Raw genomic sequence first — 20,244 nt, forward strand, 5'->3', positions numbered from 1 at the left:
ACCTAATATCGAAAGGAGCGAGTGACATGCTACCGTTCTTACTGACATTACGCCGGATTGTTCGTGGGATCTGGCGCGGTCTACGGGACCCTGAGTTCCAAGTCTTATTCAGCCTTGCCTTTCTCACCATCCTATCCGGAACACTTTTTTATGCTCAATTTGAGGCGATGCGATGGCTCGACGCGCTCTACTTCAGTGTCATCACATTAACGACTATCGGCTATGGCGATTTTGCCCCCCAGACCGATATCGGGAAAATTTTTACGATTGGCTATGTGATCACGGGTGTCGGCATCATGGTCGGATTCATTACGAGAGTGTTCGACCACCTTCAAAAAGCACGACTTGATGAATTAGAAGCGAAACAAAAGACGCCACCCTCTGATTCATGAGGATGGCGTCGATGCGTTTAGGATACTTTTCGATTCTCAATTTCAAGCTGTTGGTTGAATCGTTTCGTTTCGGCGATGACAACGCCCGACAAGAACAAGAGACCAATCAAGTTCGGAATGGCCATCAAACCGTTGAAGACGTCGGATAGCGCCCATACCAAATTCAAATTGGTCGTCATGGCACCGAGACCGGCGACGAGCACGAAAGCAATCCGATATGGAAGAATCGACTTTTGCCCAAACAAGTAATGGATGGACCGTTCGCCGTAATACGACCAACCGAGAACGGTCGAGTAAGCGAACAGGACGAGACCGATCGTGACAATGTAGCCACCTGCCGGACCGAGGAACAATTCGAATGTGGCCGAAGTCAATTCCACCCCTTCTAGTCCTGTCCCGATTTGACCACCCATGACGAGTGTCAACCCTGTCACCGAACAGACGACAAGCGTGTCCAAGAAGACTTGTGTCATCGAGACGAGTGCTTGACGACCCGGCATATCCGTCTTCGCAGCGGCCGCTGCAATCGGAGCAGAACCGAGACCTGCCTCGTTCGAGAAGACACCACGCGCGACTCCGTAACGAATAGCTGCCCCAATCGCGCCTCCACCGATTGCTTCCGCACTGAACGTACTACTAAAGATGAGTGCGAACGCATCTGGAATAAGCGAGTAGTTCATAATCATGATCAAGAGACCGCTACCTAAGTAGAAGGCAATCATGACCGGGACGAAGTAGCTGACCACTTTCCCGATCGAACGTACGCCTCCAAGGATGACCGCGCCTGTAAAAATCATGATGAGAATTCCTGATATGTAGAGTGGTACATCGAATGTCGTTTTGAGCGCGAGCGCGACAGAGTTCGTCTGGACCCCGTTTCCAATCCCGAACGCCGCAATCGAGGCGAATGCAGCAAACGCCACCGCTAACCAACGTTGATTCAACCCTCGTTCTAGATAATACATCGGTCCCCCAGCCATTTGACCACGTTCATCGGTCACCCGATACTTAACAGCTAGAACGGCCTCCGCGTATTTCGTTGCCATCCCAAAGAATCCCGACACCCACATCCAGACGATGGCCCCCGGTCCTCCTAATACAACTGCTGTCGACACCCCGACGATATTCCCCGTACCGACGGTCGCCGCAAGCGCAGTCATGAGCGCCTGGAAGTGACTGATATCCCCTTTTGAGGATTGATCCTGATTTTTTGAAAACGCCAATTTCAATGCATACGGTAATTTGGTAATTTGAATACCACCTAGACGCACCGTCAAGTAAATGCCTGTCCCCACAAGCAAAATTAAAAGCGGTGGTCCCCATACAAAATTGGATGCCGTACTCACCCATTCACTAAATGATTGCCCCATACAAAGTATCCCCTTTCCCCGAAAAATAGTGTACATCCCTATTTTTTCAGAATACTTAGAACAATGCAAAAGTATTGTGCTAAAACAACTGTTCGAAACGTACTTCTGTATACAAACAGCGAGACGAACTTAATCGTCTCGCTGTGATTCAGGCTTCTCTCGTTGTAAAGGCGCTTTCCAATCAAATGTATCCGGGACGTAATCGAGCCCGCCCGGATGAAACGGTTGACAACGGATGAGCCGGCGAGCGGTTAAATAACTGCCTTTGACGGCTCCATGTTTCTCAATCGCTTCGATTCCGTAGTGTGAACAACTCGGATAAAACCGGCATGTCGGCGGCTTTAATGGTGAGATAAAACGTTGATAACCTTGAATCCCTTTTACTAGTACACGTTTCACGCGATTTCGCCTCACTCTGTTGAATTAGTGCCATCATAGCGCGATTTGAAACGTTTGTCATGTTCACCGCTCCATATGTCAAATCGTTTTCCATCTCTTAACAAATGAGCAAGATGGGCGATATTCGACAGCAGGTTTGTTATGATAGTCAACATAACTATTGACCGAATCGAATAGAAGAGGTGACGAATGATGAAACAATTACTAATGGTCGGTGCAGGATCAATGAGTGAAGCGCTCGTTCGAGGGTGGATTGACTCAGGAATTGAACCGACACAAATTACCATGACGAACCGAAGTGATCGGGAACGCTTGAACTTCCTACAAGATGAACTCGGCGTACACATCGTCGAAGAAGAAAACGTGAACGACTATGACATCGTCGTACTAGCGATGCAACCGGACGGCGTCATTCCGTATGTGGAATCAAAAGAGTGGAAGACCCCACTACTTGTGTCGGTTGCGGCACATATCGAACCGAGCCAATTAGAAGAAGCTTCAGGACTTCCTGCCGTATGCGCGATGCCAAACACGCCGGTCGCATATCGGAGCGGGATGACAGGCTTATGGTTCGGTCCTGAAACAGATGAGGCCGATCGCGCAAAAGCAACTGCCCTCTTTGAACGTGTCGGTCGAACGGCCATCACGGATGCGAAGACGATGTCTGCATTTATGGCAGCCGCAGGTTGTAGCCCAGCTTTCTTCTATGAAATCGTCGGGGCGATGACTCCGGTCTTGACCGATGTCGGATACGACGAAGCGACGGCTCGTCAAATTGTGGCTCAGGCGATGAAAGGCTCTGCAGAGTTACTGTCACATGAAACACGTGAGACGAATGAACTCATTGCTGACGTCGCTGCTCCAGGTGGACCGACCGACCGTGGTGTCGGCGTGTTACGAGACCGCAACCTTGCCGATGTGATGTCTTCAGCCTTACGCGAGAGTGCCAAAGAAGATCATGAAATAATTGAGAAACCATAAGAAATGGACGGAAGCCACGCTTCCGCCCATTTTTTTTACGTCATCATATGTATGGCCGATACAATAAGTGCTACTACTAAAATCCCTGGCAATAAGTTGGCTACGCGAATTTTTGTAATTCCGACCAAGTTCAAGCCAATCGCCACGATCATCACACCACCGGTCGCGGTCATCTCCAAAATAAAGCTGTCCATGAGCGACTCCGGAATGAACTTCATGATTTGAATGGCGAGTAGTGCAATTCCACCCTGATACAATAACACCGGAACGGCCGAAAACATGACCCCGATGCCGAGCGTCGAACTCAACACGAGGGCTGTAAATCCATCAATCAACCCTTTCGTATACAGGACGTCATGGTCGCCACGTAATCCACTATCGAGCGCCCCAATGATTGCCATCGCGCCGATGACGAAGATGAGCGTTGCCGTAACGAACCCTTCCGCTACACTCGATTGACTTCCAAGACGCCGTTCCAGCCGGTAGCCGATTTCATTCAATACTTCATCTAGCTTCCACCATTCCCCGAGCGCAGACCCGACGACAAGACTTCCGATGACAATCAAAAAGTTTTCACTTTTCATCCCCATTTGAATGCCGAGCAAGATGACCGCAAGCCCGATTGCTGCCGTCACCGTCTCTTTCATACGCTCTGGAATGCGGTGAAATAAGAGACCTAACAATGACCCGATGACGATTAGTCCGGCATTGACGAGGGTTCCTGTTAGCACCATTTTGCATTCCCCGTTTCTATATGTATTGAGAGGAATATACCAATTGCTTTCGTGCCGTGTCAATATACAAAAAAAGAGCCACTTCTCGCAAGAAGTGGCTTCGCGGAAACCCATGTTCCGGTGGGTTTCTCGAGGGTTTGGCACCCAAGTGATTCTGACTGGGCTCGAACCAGCGACCTCTACCCTGTCAAGGTAGCGCTCTCCCAGCTGAGCTACAGAATCAGGTCGTGTCCTCTCTTAAGGACACTATTAATATATCAAGAAACTATTAAGTTGGCAACAACTTTTTAAAAGTTTTTTGTACTTTTTTTAACGCGTCATTTGTTGACGATCAATATGCCGGCAGAGGCGTTCCAAATCACCCGCATAAACGGAGACGAGCATGTTCTGATATAAGGTGTCACGGTCCCAATGAAGACCATTCGCTTTAGCCACACGCTGAGACGGAACGTTTTCTGGATGAATGAGTGAAATGATTTCCTTCTCTCCTTCAGTGAAGGCATACTGCATCAATCGCGCGGCCGCTTCACGTCCGTAACCCATATGCCAATGCTTCGGTGACAACCAATAGCCGACTTCTAGCTCGAGTTTACCGTCTAACTCATGAAGCAACGTACCTGCATGACCAATCGGTTCATCACTTTCGAACGTCATCAGCTTCAATAGTCCCGTCTGGCGTCCCGTTTCATAGCGGGCCAATTGACGTTCGAACCATTCGATTGTTTGTTCATCTGTATACGGTCTCCCATCCGGACTGATGAAGCGCATCACCCGAGGATCTTGGAGAAGCGACTTAACAAAATAGAAATCAGAGATCGTGTACGGTTCAAACCGCAAACGTTCGGACTGCAACTCGACAAGATGCATCGTTTTCCGCCCCTTTCTTCCATCTCATAATCTGAATTATTCAATTCCCGTTTTCAGCTTGTTTCAATCCTTTACGATACAACTTTTAAACCGACCACACTGCCGATAATCATCATTAGATAAAAGATTCGCCAGCGGCTTTTAGACTCATTTAAATAGAGCATGCCTAGAATGACGCCACCTGCCGCTCCGATTCCGACCCAGATGGAGTAAGCCAAGCTTAACGGAATGTCTTCAAGCGACTTCGATAGCCAATAAAAACTGAGCGCGAACGACAAAATCGATAAGATTGACCATTTTAAAATTTGATACCCTTTCGATTTCCCCATAAAGAAAACGGCTGTCATCTCAGCAATCCCTGCACCGATCAAATATACCCAACTCATGCTTCTTCTCCTCCTGTCACTTGTTTCAACCCGATGATTCCGATGATCAACGTCGTCACAAGTAAAAGTTTCCAGCCGCTGAGCGCCTCGTCAAAAAGAAGAGCACCGACAATCACCGTTCCAACCGCTCCGATTCCCGTGAAGACGGCATACCCTGTACCTGCAGGTAAAACCCGGAATGCTTTGGCGAGTAAGCCAAAACTGACAACCAAGAGTACAATCGTCCATAACGTCGGACCAAGAACGGTAAACCCTTCAGACAATTTCATCGTCGTTGCCCAAATGATTTCAAGCAATCCTGCGAACAAAAGAGAAATCCAGGCGACTTTTTCCTTATCCATTCCAACCCACACCTTTCTTGAAGATTCGGAAAGCGGCTTGTTGTCGCATCTCCCGCTCATCTTCAAATGTAAATAGAGACAATAAGGCACCATCTAGAAAGCAATAGTACGCAGCATAGAGCTCATCGAGTGGTTGCGATGGTAAGTCTCCACGTTCCATCGCGAGACGAAACTGTTCTTTTTCAAACCGCTTTAACTCCGTCTCTACCTTTCCGATGACTTCTTCAATATAGTCCCGAAATTCTGGGGGTGGTACGAGGAGCATCCGTTTCGTCAACATCCACGTCTCGTGATCGCTAAAGAATGACGTGAGCATCCGAACGATCGACTCAATACGTTCTAAAGGTGGTCGATCTTTAGTATCCTCAGATGTCTGTTGCCATGCTTCTTCGTAACGATTCGCCATATCGGTCACGACTTGCTTAAACAATTGTTCTTTCCCATCGATGTGAGCATACAAAGAAGCCTTTCGGATGCCAACGTCTTCGGCAACCGCCGCAAGTGATAATCCTTCATATCCTTCACGGGCAAACCGTGTCCGAGCGGATTGCATAATTTTCTCTTTTGTATTCACGCGTCTCACTCTCCTTCCTCCTCACTTTACCTAACGAACGGTAGGTAGTCAAGATTTGTGTTTGTCTTTTCGCTCATGATTCTCCACAATACAAGGTGAAAGAGGTGATGAAGAATGATTGATCAATTGAACGTATCGATTCCAACGGAGAAGGTCCGTGGTCAAAAACGGATCGTCCGCGTGTTTCGACCAGACTGGGTCAATGCCGACACCCCACTTCCTGTCCTTTATATGCATGATGGGCAAAATGTATTCTCAGGAAGCACGGCTACATATGGAGAAGGATGGGAGATTGACCGTTGCATCGACACACTCCGACTTCCTCTGATGGTCGTCGCCATTGCAAGTGCTCCGAACTGGTTAGATCGTTATGACGAGTATTCATATGAAGAAGATGAGATGTTATATCGCCGTATCGGACCGGAACTCGCGAAAACGCGCCCAACCCTTGGTGGTCAAGGTCGTTTGTATACAGATTGGCTTATGAACGACTTAAAACCACGAATCGACAAAGAGTATGCGACAGATCCAGAAGATGTCGGCGTCATGGGGAGCTCGATGGGAGGTGTCATCTCTTTATATATGATGGCAACCTACCCTTCCATCAAAAGAGTCGGATCCCTCTCCACCGCTGCATGGGCGAATCTGAATCCATTGATCCAGGCTATACAGCAAACCGATATCTCTGGAAAACTGTACATGGACATCGGAACGAATGAAGAGAGCGGACCGATCACAGCGAAGGATTACTTGTTCACGAATGCAAAACTGATTGAAGCCATTGCTAAAAAGGGTATCGCTTTCCGATATGAAGTGGAACCGGATGCGATTCATCACGAATCAGCTTGGCGCCGCCGTTTACCTCACGCTCTTCGTTATTTGTACGACGTCACATGAAAAGAGCGAATTCCTTTTACGGAATTCGCTCTTTCGTTTAGATGACCCAGTTGCCGTCACGCATGATTGCTTCGCGCGTGCCGTCTTCCCGTTCACCATCGATATTCATTTCAGCTGACCCAATCATGAAGTCAACGTGTGTCATCGAGTCATTCGCGCCGTTCGCCGCGAGTTCTTCTTGCGACATCGAAGGACCGCCCTCGAGACATGTCGAGTAGGCACGACCTAATGCCAAGTGGCATGATGCATTCTCGTCAAACAACGTGTTGTAGAAGAGAAGACCTGAGTTTGAGATTGGCGAATCATCTGGAACGAGCGCCACTTCACCGATGCGGCGTGCTCCCTCATCCATGTTCAACAACTCATCAAGAGCCGCTTGTCCTTTTTTCGCTTCTGCCTTGACGACTTTCCCACCTTCAAACCAAAGCGTGAACTCGTCAATCAAGTTTCCGCTGTAGCTGAGTGGCTTCGTGCTCGACACGTGACCTTCCACAGAATCTTTATCCGCGAGCGTGAACACTTCTTCTGTCGGCATGTTCGCGATAAAGTCGATGCCATCGATGTTTGGACCACCACCGCCAAGGAAGACGTGCTTTTTCGGAAGCCCGATTGTAAGTTCAGTGCCTGGTGCTTGGTAGTGCAACTTCGCGTACTTCTTCTCTGTCAGCAACTTCGCGCGGCTACGGAGTGATTGATCATGTGTATCCCATGCCGCGACCACATCTTCTTGATCCATACGTGTTGCTGCGAAAATCGCTTGCCATAAAGCTGCGACCGCATCTTCACGCCCTGGGAATACTTTTTCAGCCCACGCTTCTGACGCACCTGCAACGATTGACCAACTCACGTTGTCACTCATCACATATTGACGCCATTTCGCAAGTGCTTGTCCGGCTGCACGGTTCGCATCCGAGATGCGTGACGATTCGACACCATTCAAGGCATCTGGGTCATCACTGACGATTGACAAGAATGCCGTCTTCTCTTCAGCCAATTGTTCAAAACGAGCCTTTAACCAATCTGGAAACTCTTTGAACGAGTCTGCTGGTGCATCGAAATAACGAATCTTTGATGTCTCCTCATCGCTCCAATTAACAAATACTTGTTTCGCACCTGCCGCATACGCGGCTTTCACCACGTGACGTACGAGTGGTGCCTGGCTGATGTCGGCACGTACCTCTAGCTGTTGTCCTGGTTGAATATTGACACCTTTTTTCACAGCTAGCTCTGCATAGCGTGCGAAATCTGCCTCTGTCGGCATAGAAATCATAGACATATGTATCGTTCCTCCTTTTCAGTTATCTTTATTTTCTTAAATTTCAGGAAAAGTTGCAACCAATGCGCAAAAACGGGCATATTAGTAGATGAAGAATGAAGGAGGAATCTACTATGGCAGATTGGAAATCAACCTACACACACTTTTTGAAACAAGCGAAAGAAGACATCCACGACCGCGAACAACTCGGCGACTTACTCGTCCAAGGTGAACGCGCCCTCGCAAAAGTGACCGTAGACGTGGCATCCAATGAAATCAGCAACATCGAGCGCGAAGAAGAACTGACGCTCTACTTCCAGATGAAACAAATGCTGAATATGTTGCGTGCGCTGTACAATGATCAATTTGAAATGCAACCAGACAAACAAGAAGAGCTCGTCGCGGCAATCCTATACTTCGTCTCACCGTTCGATGCGATTCCGGATGATGTACCGCTCGGATTATTCGATGACGCTCAGGTGATCGACTATGTACATGAACAATTGGCGAGTGATATCGACCGATTCCATAACGAATTGTGACTTGAAATGAGGAACAAGTAGCAGTACGCTAGCAGAAGACTTACCAAAAGGAGGCGTAAGGCCTAGCCACTATCTATGTATGCTAAATCTCGAAAACGGGTTGCCCTTGAAACGGTACTGTTCATCATTGCCGGGACAATCCTTCAGTCTGTCTTTGTCAGTTTACTGCTCAAACCCAATGAAATCGGTTCTGGGGGAATCGTCGGAATCACGTTGATTACGAACGAACTATTCGGAACGCCAATCGGGATGACTCAGCTCGTGCTCAATATCCCACTTTTCATCTTAGGGTTAAAATACTTAGGACGTCGCTTTATTTTGATGACGGGGATTGTTGTCGTGCTCTCTTCTATCTTGATTGATAGTTTACCGGTCCTTATCCCACCGACTCCGCTCGACGACCCACTCGTCGCTTCCGTGTTCAGCGGAATCGTCTCAGGTCTCGGACTTGCCCTTCTTTTGTTCGCAGGCGCTTCTACAGGCGGTCTCGATATTTTAGGGAAAGTCATTTATATGAACAACCGAAACTTGTCGTTACCTAAAATCTTTTTGACTCAAGATATCATCGTTTATGTAATGGTCTTCATTGTCTTTGACATTAAAGCCGTCATGTATGCCCTTGTGTTAAGTTTTGTTCGGTCACGCACGTTGCTCACGATTCACAAGTTCTTCTCCGCTCAAAAGCAATGTTTCATCATTTGTCAGAAAGCGGATGAAATCAACTTGGTCATTAAGCAGAACTTAAAACGTGGCGTCACCATCATGGATGCGACAGGCGGATATTCGAACGATTCGAAAAAAATGCTGTACGTCGTCGTCCAGAACAATGAAATCCCTCGACTTCGTCAGATTGTTTCTGAAATCGATTCTGAGGCATTTGTCACTGTATCCGAAATCGATTCCATCGTAGGAAACTTCAAAGAACACTCCTATACGCTTTAAATTCTACCTGTTCGACAACAATCTCGTATTGTTGTCGATTTTTTTGTGTAATCTTCAGTCACCTATTCCGATAATAAATAAGAGACCCATACATATAAAGAAGGAGGTGCATGAGTTGTCAGTTCACTCGTTGCGCCAATACGTTCCGGCGATTCTCATCGGAACATTTTTGACCGGACTTTTATTATTATTTTTGACCCCTCATGATTTACGAAACAGCACGTTGCTCATCTATTACCTCGTTATTTCAGGAGCGGCCACCCTATTCAGTGGAGTAGCTATTTTTAAACATAAAGGAATGAGACGGTTTATTCACGTTTTGATCAGTGCAGGCAATGTGTGCTTCACACTTTATTTACTGATGCACTATGATTCGACAGGTGCGAATACTCAGTTACTCTTATTCCTACAAAATTTCTTTTACTTAATTATGGCTCTGATTGTCATTACTCAATCCATTGAGATTCGTACGTTGAAATTACGTACGTTCGACTTGTTCGCCTTGTTTAGTTTTTTTGTGATTGGTGCGCTACATATCTGGTTTTATTCCACACAAGATGTGTCACTTGTGTCTCAGTTGAGCGGCTTTGAAGAGCAGATGCTCCTGATCAGCCTTTATATGATGCTATCGTTCTTGTATTTAAATCGCGTCGTCTCGGCTGGACACAAATTCCGGATTCTTGTACTCGTCGGAATTTTAAGCTTCACGGTCGCCTCAATCGCGAACACGCTCTTCATGTTTTCAGGAATCACACATGAACTAGTTCATCTAGTTCAAGTCAGTAGTATCCTTATGATTTCCATCAGTTATTGGGTCGAGGATATATCGGAAGACGCCCTTGCTTACGATTCCATTTTGGATTACATTCTGTACAGTATCGTCGTCATGCTATTTTTACTCGCTTCAGACCGCCTTCTCGGTACGTCTGTAACCGATTCGATGATTGCGAATGCCGTGCTTCTCTTGCTCATTCGCCAGTTCGTCGTCTCAAAACAGAACGCGCTCATCAGCCATCGTCTTCATTCAGTCAATACAGATTTAGAAGTGGCCGTGTCGACAAAGGCGCATGAACTCGAGATTCGTGAACAGCAATACCGCTCGCTCTTCGCCTATCATTCAGAACCAATTTTCTTATTCGATTTGCACGGCGAAGTGTTGTCGGTCAATGAGGCAGGAAGTTCGATTCTTGGATTGACGACGGACAAGTTACTCGGGTCAAATATCCTCGACATCATCGAATCGAAAGATCGTGCACCGTATACGATTATTCTTCAAGAGTTATCAAACGGTCGACCGAGAACGATTGATGTACGGATTATGACCGAAGAAGGCGAGACACGTGTTTGGCAACTCGTCAATGTTCCGATGATCATCGACGGGGAAGTCGAAGGTATTTACGCTATCGCGAAAGACATCACGCAAATGATCGAGCAGCAAGAACAAATTTTATACCAAGCCAAATTCGATAGTCTGACAGGGCTTCACAACCGTTACGCGCTACAAGAGCAAATTGAACGTTTGATCGAAGAAGGTCGCACGTTCACGCTCATGTTCTCTGACTTAGACGGCTTCAAAGAAATTAACGACCAGTTTGGCCATCATATGGGAGACGAGCTTCTGCAGCATATCGGAAAACGACTGCGGACCGCACTCCTTCCAAACGAATATGCCGGACGTCTCGGTGGTGATGAATTTATTGTCGTCGCCGAGCACGGTGATGATGAAATGTTGACAGAACGCTTACGGCGTCTCGTCTATCGCCCACCTTATTATATGGCTGGAACACTGGTTGAAGTGCATGCCTCGATTGGAATCGTCCGCTTCCCAGAGCATGGTAAGAAATTGAAACACTTGCTCTCGAACGCCGATCTCGCCATGTATCGCGCAAAAGACAAAGGTCGTGACGAAACCGTCATGTTCGAACCAGAATTGCGGGAAGACAAGGAAGAACGGAAAGTATTGATGGAAGGACTTGATACCGCACTTGAAAAAGGAGAGATTTCACTTTTCCTCCAACCTCAAGTCGATGCGTCTACGAAGGCAGTGATTGGAGCAGAGGCGCTCATGCGTTGGCAACATAACGGGACGTTCATTCCCCCGAGTCAATTCATTCCGATTGCTGAAGAAACCGGTCATATCCACGATTTAGGTCGCTGGATGATTCATGAGACGTTCCAACTGATTCACGTATTCGAACAAGGAGATATTCATTTGCCGAAGCTTTCGGTCAACTTGTCCGTTCGGCAATTGTTTGATGAGCATTTAATTGATTATTTGAATACGTTGTTCGAGCGATTCCCAATTGATCCGTCCCGACTCAATTTTGAATTAACCGAAACGGTCGCCGCTCATCATTCCGATCGCGTCTTGAATCGAATCCTAGAATTAAAGTCGCTCGGTATCAAACTTTCGATTGACGATTTTGGGACAGGTTATAGTTCGCTGGCCTATCTCGTTCGTTACCCAATCGATGAATTGAAAATCCCTCGTGAATTCACGATGCAACTTGAAGAGAACCGTGAATATCAGATGGTCACGACGACCATCGTCGCCATGGCACGACAACTTGGTATGGCACTCGTCGCCGAAGGTGTAGAAACTGAATATCAAGAGACGTTCCTTCGTAAAATTGGATGTGACTCCATGCAAGGCTATCGCTATGCAAAGCCGATGCCACTTGATGAGTTCGTCATTTATTACATGAAACACGCAACGCCCTGAACCGAATGATATATCGGTTCAAGGCGTTTTTTCATTTCATCTCATATACTTTGACTTCACCAGGTTTTAAATCGACGTGGAGATTCCATTGTTCATCAAACGCATGTTCCGCATATGGCCACGAAGTTGGTGAATAGACCATCTCCGCAAAACGACTCGCGTTCCAATTCCGGCGACGTACACCATCAAGGGAAACCACGCCTCGTAACGACTCCCACATATTTGTGTTCGCTACAACGAGCAACGTATCGTTCGTCTCTGGACGTAACCACGCGAATCCGATAAACGGTGCGAACGGTTCGTTTAAAATAAGTGGTTCAAAATGGTTCGGGTCAACGAGTACATCGAGCCAACGGCGACGAATCTCTGCTACTTGATGCATCACTTCGATCATTTCATCTCGCTCTGGATGATCCCAATGGAACTGATACGCATCAAAGAACGCGAGTTTTCCGAAATACGGATCTGTCGGGAAGAGTTGGTACGCTTCTTCGGGACGGCAATCGAGCCCGGTGTTCATCGGCTGCGTTTCATATAACTCAAGTCCAGAGTTTGTCATCGGGACACCATTCGGCATAAAACCGTTCAAGACTGTCAACAACCGACTTGCCTGTCGTCCCCCTTCTCGCGTCGCAAGGCGACGTGTATCCGCGGTTTCCCCTGCCGCGAACACCGGAAGTGGTAAAAAGCGTGAGTCGTATAAGAATTGATGCGTCTCATGTGTCTCGAATCGAGGTTCTTTATAAAAACCATATCCGATGATCATGTTATAACCGGCATCTTTCGCCGCCCAAGCTCCTGCTTCAATCAATTCTTCCGCAATAAAGCTAAAGTTCGAATCGAGTGAACGTGGTTTTGCTAGAATGCGCTGTGCCAAATCGACAGGAAGTGCATGTCCCATATCGATTCGTGCGCCATCAATGCCATATTCGCGTTGATAGTGTGGAATGATATCAGCGAGCATCTCCCAGAGTGGTTCGTTGATGACATTTCCTCGGAATTGATTGGACTTGATTGAATCAAACAGAATATAAGGAGCGATATTCGCATCGTTCACATAAGGTGCTGCCGCAAGCGGATGGTCTAAGAAGAGACGGAAGTAAGTCACGTCCGACCAAGGTGGTTGTGGATCGTTGATACAGTCTGAAAAGGCAGGCGCTGTCGTCAATCCGAACTCTCGTTCAATCGTTGCGAGGACGTTCTCTTCTGGATGTTCGATCAAGAAAGCACGTACCCGTTCCCATTTTTCAGCATCAAGTAAGTTCGGAGCCATCGAGAATCGTCTCAAGTGTTGCCATACATCTTCTGAGTTATACACCATCGGCAAGAATGCGAATTCCGGTTTTACGTTCTCCCCAATCCCCGGTACAGACGGTGGATGATAATAATCAACTTCGGCCAGCGGAATCCAATAGAACCACTCTGGATTTTCAAGGATGAGTCGGTTGTCTCGCGCACACGTACGAGGGATGACGTCGATGACGACACGAATTCCTACCATGTGACAAGCTTCTACAAATGCTGAAAACTCTTCTTCGACAGTCATCGCATCGCCAGTCAACGTTTCCTTTAACTCTTCATCAATGGCAAAGAAATCTTGAACGGCATAAGGAGAGCCAAATTCACCTTTCTTGTTTTTATGGCTATGCTGAGAAATCGGTAACAGGAATAAGGTATCAATCCCCATATAAAGGAGATGTGGAATGAGCGCAAGCGTTTTCACAAATGTGCCTGTGTCTTTCATCCCTAGTGAGTTCTGCATCTCCACATAACCCGATCCATCATGATCCCAGGAAGTTGATGTACGAACTTGCATCGAATAGACAGAGGCACGCTTAATCCAATCGCCACCCGTCTGTAAATGGCCATCTGCACTCGCGACGGACGTATGATATGCTCGACTTTCTACCGCATATGGAAGAATCGCTTTCTCTATTGTTTCTACTAAAAAATCATACGGATTCACACGCTCGACCCCGTCACGAATCGGTTCAGAAGGAAAACGCATGCGATTCCATAGACTCGGAATCTCGTAAGTAAGATTCGTACGCTGATCTTGTAACACCTGGTACAACTTGTGTAACGATGAATTCTCTGACATATTGACTCTCCTTATGTGTCTAATGGTCTTCTGTTGTATAAAGTTCTTACACTAATTGATTATACATTTACCCGTTTTTTCCTTTTTCAAAAAAATATTTTCTGTCGATTTTTCCAAAATCATGTACGATGGAGTAGAAAGGAGGGTCACGATGTCACAACGAAAGTGGATTTTACTATGGATTAGCCTATCCGTGCTATCCATCTCAATCATCGGCATTTTTATTTTCCAATTGAGGGAGACGAATGAGCGGCTAGAAATCATACAAGATGAACAACTCGGCTCTTACGAGGCGATTGAAGATATTATGTATTATAATATTGAACGCGCAAACGCGATCCGTGGTTTACTCGCCTATGAAGATCGACATTTTTTAGAGATGTACTATAGCATGTCTCGGCAAGCTAGGGCATTGAAACAGTCCGTCATCGATGACCCGGACACACCGAGTTCCGTCCTCGATTTACTCGAGCGAGATGCCATATGGGAAAAAGAAGCCGACCGTGTACTCGTCATCTATGAAGAAGGTGACCTTGTTAAAGCAACAGCAGTAGCCGAGACGATGACGCAACTACGACAGACTATCCTAGAAGATTTAAGGTCGCTAAAGCAGATGCAGTATAAAGATATCCAGAAAGAGCTGATTGCAGCAGAAAATCAAGTCTCATTCTTAACTCAAGTACTGTTTACCATCACGTTTTTATTGATTGCCATCATCGTCATCCTCACCTTCTTGTTAGCACGTATCAAACCCCAACAGGAAACGATTGAGTAGGAAAAGGAGTGTCTCAGACTAATGCTGAAACACTCCTTTCGTCATCATGAAGTCATTCGTAATAATCTCGTCGCATTCGCGATGGCAAGCAGTGCCACACCGACGTCTGCGAAGACAGCCTCCCACATGGTCGCAATTCCGAATAATCCTAAAACCAAAACAAGCGCTTTCGTTCCGAACGCAAAGAAGATATTCTGCCAGACGACACGTTTTGTCTGTTTCCCGAGCTTGATGGCTCGAACCACATCGTTCGGGTCGTCATGCATCAAGACAACATCTGCTGCCGTGACCGCTGTATCACTTCCGACTCCCCCCATAACAAGTCCGACATCGGCCCGTGCCAACGCTGCCGCATCGTTCATTCCATCTCCGACAAATGCAACTTTTTGGGAGGCGGTCATCTGTTCAATCGCTTCTACTTTTTCGTGCGGAAGCAATTCGCCTCGCACCTCATCTAGTCCTAGTCGTTCGCCGATTGTTGTAGCGACTTCGCGGCGGTCTCCCGATAACATCACCGTCCGGTATCCAGCTTCCTTCAACGCTTGGATTGCAGGATACGCATCCGGCTTCACCGTATCCATTAATTCGATTCGCCCTAGCCAACGCTTGTTTTTCATCACGTGAACACTTGTCCCAATCGATGTATCCTCAATCGTTTGACCTAAATACCTCATATACCGAACACTACCCACGTAAATGTAATCATCGCCATCATGGGCATGGAGACCATATCCGGGCTCTTCTTGAATCGATTCGAACGGCTGAACGTCTCCGACTCGATTGACGATGGCTCGCGCGAGCGGATGATTCGATGCCCGTTCGACGCGAGCGGCAAGGTGCAACAATTCTTCAGCATGTACCCCTTCCGTTGTCACAACGTTCGTCACTTCAAATCGCCCTGTCGTCAACGTTCCTGTCTTATCAAAGACGATTGTGTTCACTTCTGTTAACGTGTCTAAATATTCTCCACCTTTTACAAGAACACCTTGTTTAGAGCCCGCTCCAATCCCACCGAAATAACCTAAGGGAATCGAAATGACGAGCGCACACGGACAACTGATGACGAGGAAAATGAGCGCACGGTAAACCCACTCTGACAAGTCTCCGACAAATAGCGGTGGGACAAATGCGACGAGTGTCGCCATGACGACAACGAAAGGTGTATAGACTTTCGCCAATCGGGTAATCATCTGTTCTGTCTTCGCCTTTTTCCCGTTCGCCTCTTCTACGAGGGCAATCATCTTTTGAAGGCTCGATTCAGCGGCGAGCTTCGTCGTTCGGATGGCGAGTCGTCCCTCCAAATTGATCATCCCCGCCAACACCTCTTCACCCGCTCTCACTTGACGAGGAACCGCCTCACCTGTCAATGAAGCTGTATCGAGTGAACTCGCACCACTGAATACAATTCCATCCATCGGAACGAGTTCTCCGGCACGGACAATCAGGTGTGAACCGACCGCTACATCTTCTGGCAATCGCTCGACTTCTTCCTCACCAACTAGTACGCGAGCGAGTGTTGGTCTCATGTTTAACAAAGATTGTATCGACTTCCGCGAAGCGCGCACCGCACGCCCTTGCACGTATTCTCCAAGTTGATAAAACAACATGACCGCTACGGCTTCCGGATATTCGGCAATCGCGAATGCCCCGATGGTCGCGATGGTCATTAAGAATTTTTCGTCAAACCATTCCCTGTGCCATACATTTCGGACGGCACCATAAACGACATCATATCCAGCTAGCCCATACGCTACGATGTAGCCTGGAATGGAATCCATCCAAAGGGCAATTGAAAATATGAGGGCAGCCGCAAGGAATCGCCAAAGGACCGTATCTCGTTGTTCGGTTTGATCTTCCTCTGTTTTGATAAACTTCGCACCCGGTTCGATTCGTTTCATCGTCTGCTCGATTGAATCGAGCATCGCTTTGCGCTCAGAAACATCAATCCATTCAATCACCATTCGGCTCGTTGCGAAATCAATTTGGCAAGATGCTACTTCTTCGCGTTTTGTAACATCCCGCTCGATTTTTGCCGCACAGTTTGTACAGGTAATTCCAGATACAGGTAACACGTCTCGATTTCTCATCTCATTCACCCCTAACATTCAAACGTTCATTTGAAAATATCGTAACGCGAAATGAAATTCATGACAATAGGAAAAAATGACCGAACCCTAAAAGGATCCGGCCATTGGATTCAAGCATCTTTTTGTTCTTCGCTATGGGCCAGCGCAATTTCAACAAGCTGTCTGACATGTTCGTCGTCTAATGAATAATACACGACTTTCCCCTCTTTGCGATATTTCACGAGTCCTTGTTCGAGTAACGTCCGTAAATGATGGGATGCGGTCGCATTCGAATGACCGATGATGGCGGCAACATCACAAACGCAAAGTTCATGTTCGAGCGTCAGGACATACAGTACTTTCAAACGAGTCGGGTCAGCGAACGCTTTAAACAATCGACTGACACGTGGGGCATCTAATTGTGCCAAGGCAGTTTGTAGCGTTGGTACGTCTTCTGATTGGATCCCAATCGTCTCACATTGGGGCACTTTCATATTTTTCACCTCGTCTTTTATGTGTATATAGTGTAGCAAAAAATCAGTAATATATCTGTTATATATTATAGTTGACTTAAACACTTCTGTTATAATACAATCATGACAACAACCTAAACTGTCAGACAATTTACCGAAGGAGGCATTTTCATATGAATGAATGGGCGAGCCGACTCGAATCATCTGTCGAGTTTTATCAAAAATTACCGGATAAGACATGTCAGGAATGCGGGAACCATATGGACGAACAGTGCGAATCATACGAAACGATATGTGCTTCATGCACAGAAAAGCTTCAACACGCAGAATAAACACAACACCCCTTCGACGAAGGGGTGTTGTGTTATTACATCGACCAACCGATGTAAGCCGCAATGAGTCCGAACAGATACGTCGCAAGCAAATAGAGGCCGAATCGAATCCAATCTTTTGTCGCAAACCGCATCAATTCTAGTTTTAAAGTCGAGAACGTCGTAAACGATCCAAAAAATCCGATGCCTAAAAAGAGGATGAGCGATTGGTAATCGGTGTGCGCGTACAAGTACCCGAGACCAAACGACCCTGTCACGTTGACGAACAACGTCGCCCAAGGAAAAGTTGAATCAGACCATTTTTTCATGACTTGACCGATTGCGAAGCGGAGAATCGAACCGATAAAGGCGCCGGCTGCAATCCAGAGAAGCGTCATTTCACTTCACCTCTTGTCGACGTTTTTGTTCCGATGCGATAACCGAACCAGGAACTCCATAAACCGAACGTGATGCTGAGGAATACATATGTAACAGCGAGAAGTACATGATCATGTTCAACTAATTGAATCGTTTCTACACTAAACGTGGAAAACGTGGTAAATGACCCAATCATTCCGGTTCCGATAATCGTGACGATTTGAGGAGAAGGTTTTCCCCTTTGAAGGAATCGATGCGTCAGCCATCCTAACAGAAAGCTTCCAATTAAATTGATGAGGAGTGTCGCGACTGGAAACGGGCTCGTTCCGAAAGAAGCGACTAGTAATCCAAGTTCGTACCGTGCCAACGCTCCAACTGCACCTGCTAACCCAACGTATACGTACAGCATCTCATGCCTCCCTCCACGAAAAAGACACCTGCAACATGCAGGTGTCCATTCAACTGAGGCTATTATACCAAGCTGTCGCTGTTTACGAAATAGCTGCCGGAGCAAGAACTGCTTCGATTGCTTCAAACGCTTGATCGAGTTCTTCTTTCGTGATGACGAGAGGTGGCGCCAATCGAATGACTGTCTCATGCGTTTCTTTGCAGAGAAGTCCACGTTCTTTAAGTGCCTCACAATATGGACGAGCCGCTTCCGTCAATTCGATGCCGATGAATAACCCGCGTCCACGGACGTCACGAATCATCGGGTTGTCGATTGATTTCAAACGTTCCATGAAATACGTCCCTAGCTCTAGTGAGCGTTCGACAAGTTTCTCTTCTTCCAACACTTCGAGCGCTGCGACTGAGACCGCCGAAGCGAGCGGGTTTCCACCAAATGTCGAGCCGTGTGATCCTGGATTAAATACAGAGAGAATTTCTTGATCCGCGGCAACGCATGAGATCGGGAAGACACCGCCTCCAAGCGCTTTTCCGAGAATGTACATATCCGGTGTGACATCTTCCCACTCGATGGCAAACCATTTTCCTGAACGGCCAAGTCCAGACTGAATCTCATCAGCGACGAACAGGACGTTGTGTTGTTGACAGAGTTCAGATGCACGTTTCAAGTAACCTTCTGGTGGAATGATGATTCCTGCCTCACCTTGAATCGGTTCCACGATGAACGCTGCTGTATTCTCTGTGATTGCCGCTTCAAACGCATCGATATCGCCATATGGTACAACTTTGAATCCTGGCAATAATGGTCCGAACCCTCGTTGGTATTCTGCTTCAGTCGACATCGACACAGCAGCCATCGTGCGTCCATGGAAGTTCCCGGTGCAGACGATAATTTCGGCCTGACCTGGAATCCCTTTCACTTCATACGCCCAACGACGGGCTGTTTTTACCGCTGTCTCTACAGCTTCTGCGCCTGTGTTCATCGGCAACACCATTTGTTTTTTTGTAAGCGTTACCACTTTGTCGTAAAAGTGTCCGAGTTGATCGTTGTAAAAGGCACGTGACGTCAACGTAATCTTATCTGCCTGATCTTTGAGCGCTTGAATGATTTTCGGATGGCAGTGTCCCTGGTTGACTGCAGAGTATGCACTTAACATATCCATGTAGCGATTCCCCTCAGGATCGGTTACCCAAATCCCTTTCGCCTCCGAAATAACAATCGGTAGTGGATGATAGTTGTGTGCCCCGAATTTTTCTGTCAGCTCAATCACATCATGTGTTTTTGACATATTGCTTCCCCCTTATTCAAAACTATCTTACCCTTTCAGTATAT

22 protein-coding genes and 1 tRNA gene are annotated in these 20,244 nt (G+C 47.0%); 8 read left to right on the forward strand and 15 right to left on the reverse strand.

The features are described 5' to 3' along the window. Positions 1-26: 26 nt before the first annotated feature. Entirely contained in the window at positions 27-392 is a 366-nt protein-coding gene (locus PJK55_RS12890) for a potassium channel family protein (protein WP_271306055.1), read from the forward strand. Positions 393-409: 17 nt separating this feature from the next. Here the strand turns inward: PJK55_RS12890 and PJK55_RS12895 are convergent, their stop codons facing one another. Both PJK55_RS12895 and yidD read right to left on the reverse strand, forming a co-directional pair. Then, positions 410-1,762, reverse strand: a complete 1,353-nt coding sequence (locus PJK55_RS12895) for an alanine/glycine:cation symporter family protein (RefSeq protein WP_214747338.1) — start codon at positions 1,760-1,762, stop codon at positions 410-412. Positions 1,763-1,891: 129 nt separating this feature from the next. Then, on the reverse strand, positions 1,892-2,161 hold the full coding sequence (yidD, locus tag PJK55_RS12900) for a membrane protein insertion efficiency factor YidD (RefSeq protein WP_015880777.1): 270 nt from the start codon (positions 2,159-2,161) through the stop codon (positions 1,892-1,894). A 192-nt stretch (positions 2,162-2,353) separates the two neighbouring features. On the opposite strand from yidD, the gene PJK55_RS12905 reads away from it, so the two are divergent. Next, positions 2,354-3,142: a pyrroline-5-carboxylate reductase family protein gene (locus PJK55_RS12905; RefSeq protein ID WP_271306056.1), complete on the forward strand. Its 789-nt coding sequence runs from the start codon at positions 2,354-2,356 to the stop codon at positions 3,140-3,142. 35 nt (positions 3,143-3,177) lie between these two features. Here PJK55_RS12905 and PJK55_RS12910 read toward each other — a convergent pair whose 3' ends face one another. The 6 genes from PJK55_RS12910 to PJK55_RS12935 all read right to left on the reverse strand — a co-directional run bounded on the left by PJK55_RS12910 (position 3,178) and on the right by PJK55_RS12935 (position 6,053). Continuing rightward, complete coding sequence (locus PJK55_RS12910; protein ID WP_271306057.1) at positions 3,178-3,876, reverse strand: DUF554 domain-containing protein; 699 nt, start codon at positions 3,874-3,876, stop codon at positions 3,178-3,180. A 149-nt stretch (positions 3,877-4,025) separates the two neighbouring features. Beyond that, positions 4,026-4,098 (reverse strand) — tRNA-Val (locus tag PJK55_RS12915). 87 nt (positions 4,099-4,185) lie between these two features. Then, complete coding sequence (locus PJK55_RS12920; RefSeq protein WP_214696843.1) at positions 4,186-4,743, reverse strand: GNAT family N-acetyltransferase; 558 nt, start codon at positions 4,741-4,743, stop codon at positions 4,186-4,188. 71 nt (positions 4,744-4,814) lie between these two features. After that, a complete protein-coding gene (locus tag PJK55_RS12925) occupies positions 4,815-5,129 on the reverse strand; it encodes a DMT family transporter (RefSeq protein ID WP_074033008.1) in 315 nt (104 codons plus the stop codon). Next, entirely contained in the window at positions 5,126-5,470 is a 345-nt protein-coding gene (locus tag PJK55_RS12930; RefSeq protein WP_214747352.1) for a DMT family transporter, read from the reverse strand. Before PJK55_RS12930 ends, PJK55_RS12925 begins: the two co-directional genes overlap by 4 nt. Next, positions 5,463-6,053 carry a TetR/AcrR family transcriptional regulator gene (locus tag PJK55_RS12935; RefSeq protein ID WP_271306058.1) on the reverse strand — a complete coding sequence of 197 codons (591 nt, stop codon included), beginning with the start codon at positions 6,051-6,053 and terminating at the stop codon, positions 5,463-5,465. The genes PJK55_RS12930 and PJK55_RS12935 overlap by 8 nt, the downstream gene beginning before the upstream one ends. Positions 6,054-6,158: 105 nt before the next feature. Here PJK55_RS12935 and PJK55_RS12940 point away from each other — a divergent pair, with 105 nt between their 5' ends. Then, on the forward strand, positions 6,159-6,941 hold the full coding sequence (locus tag PJK55_RS12940; RefSeq protein ID WP_271306059.1) for an alpha/beta hydrolase: 783 nt from the start codon (positions 6,159-6,161) through the stop codon (positions 6,939-6,941). Positions 6,942-6,978: 37 nt separating this feature from the next. Here PJK55_RS12940 and PJK55_RS12945 read toward each other — a convergent pair whose 3' ends face one another. After that, positions 6,979-8,217, reverse strand: a complete 1,239-nt coding sequence (locus PJK55_RS12945) for an aminopeptidase (RefSeq protein WP_271306060.1) — start codon at positions 8,215-8,217, stop codon at positions 6,979-6,981. A gap of 113 nt (positions 8,218-8,330) precedes the next feature. Between PJK55_RS12945 and PJK55_RS12950 the strand changes: the two genes are divergently transcribed. The 3 genes from PJK55_RS12950 to PJK55_RS12960 all read left to right on the forward strand — a co-directional run bounded on the left by PJK55_RS12950 (position 8,331) and on the right by PJK55_RS12960 (position 12,402). Then, a complete protein-coding gene (locus PJK55_RS12950; protein ID WP_074033005.1) occupies positions 8,331-8,738 on the forward strand; it encodes a YkvA family protein in 408 nt (135 codons plus the stop codon). A gap of 75 nt (positions 8,739-8,813) precedes the next feature. Next, on the forward strand, positions 8,814-9,680 hold the full coding sequence (locus tag PJK55_RS12955) for a YitT family protein (RefSeq protein WP_214696834.1): 867 nt from the start codon (positions 8,814-8,816) through the stop codon (positions 9,678-9,680). A gap of 106 nt (positions 9,681-9,786) precedes the next feature. After that, positions 9,787-12,402: a putative bifunctional diguanylate cyclase/phosphodiesterase gene (locus PJK55_RS12960; protein WP_271306061.1), complete on the forward strand. Its 2,616-nt coding sequence runs from the start codon at positions 9,787-9,789 to the stop codon at positions 12,400-12,402. A gap of 31 nt (positions 12,403-12,433) precedes the next feature. Here PJK55_RS12960 and PJK55_RS12965 read toward each other — a convergent pair whose 3' ends face one another. Next, positions 12,434-14,503 carry an alpha-amylase gene (locus PJK55_RS12965; protein ID WP_271306062.1) on the reverse strand — a complete coding sequence of 690 codons (2,070 nt, stop codon included), beginning with the start codon at positions 14,501-14,503 and terminating at the stop codon, positions 12,434-12,436. Between the two features lie 151 nt (positions 14,504-14,654). Here PJK55_RS12965 and PJK55_RS12970 point away from each other — a divergent pair, with 151 nt between their 5' ends. Further along, positions 14,655-15,278 carry a hypothetical protein gene (locus PJK55_RS12970; protein ID WP_271306063.1) on the forward strand — a complete coding sequence of 208 codons (624 nt, stop codon included), beginning with the start codon at positions 14,655-14,657 and terminating at the stop codon, positions 15,276-15,278. 44 nt (positions 15,279-15,322) lie between these two features. Here the strand turns inward: PJK55_RS12970 and PJK55_RS12975 are convergent, their stop codons facing one another. Beyond that, entirely contained in the window at positions 15,323-17,365 is a 2,043-nt protein-coding gene (locus tag PJK55_RS12975) for a heavy metal translocating P-type ATPase (protein WP_271306064.1), read from the reverse strand. 110 nt (positions 17,366-17,475) lie between these two features. Beyond that, positions 17,476-17,838, reverse strand: a complete 363-nt coding sequence (locus PJK55_RS12980) for an ArsR/SmtB family transcription factor (protein ID WP_271306065.1) — start codon at positions 17,836-17,838, stop codon at positions 17,476-17,478. A gap of 152 nt (positions 17,839-17,990) precedes the next feature. On the opposite strand from PJK55_RS12980, the gene yhfH reads away from it, so the two are divergent. Next, the gene (gene yhfH, locus PJK55_RS12985; protein WP_271306066.1) at positions 17,991-18,149 is read left to right on the forward strand and encodes a protein YhfH; all 159 of its coding nucleotides are present in this window, start codon (positions 17,991-17,993) and stop codon (positions 18,147-18,149) included. A 35-nt stretch (positions 18,150-18,184) separates the two neighbouring features. On the opposite strand, the gene PJK55_RS12990 is transcribed toward yhfH, so the two are convergent. From PJK55_RS12990 to PJK55_RS13000, 3 genes are all read right to left on the reverse strand, one after another. Further along, the gene (locus PJK55_RS12990) at positions 18,185-18,526 is read right to left on the reverse strand and encodes a fluoride efflux transporter FluC (protein WP_271306067.1); all 342 of its coding nucleotides are present in this window, start codon (positions 18,524-18,526) and stop codon (positions 18,185-18,187) included. Then, entirely contained in the window at positions 18,523-18,915 is a 393-nt protein-coding gene (gene crcB, locus PJK55_RS12995; protein ID WP_271306068.1) for a fluoride efflux transporter CrcB, read from the reverse strand. Before crcB ends, PJK55_RS12990 begins: the two co-directional genes overlap by 4 nt. A gap of 82 nt (positions 18,916-18,997) precedes the next feature. Next, positions 18,998-20,200, reverse strand: a complete 1,203-nt coding sequence (locus tag PJK55_RS13000; RefSeq protein ID WP_271306069.1) for an ornithine--oxo-acid transaminase — start codon at positions 20,198-20,200, stop codon at positions 18,998-19,000. Positions 20,201-20,244: the final 44 nt, after the last annotated feature.

It is taken from the genome of Exiguobacterium sp. MMG028 (assembly GCF_027947425.1).
In the GTDB taxonomy this organism is placed as follows: domain Bacteria; phylum Bacillota; class Bacilli; order Exiguobacteriales; family Exiguobacteriaceae; genus Exiguobacterium; species Exiguobacterium aestuarii_A.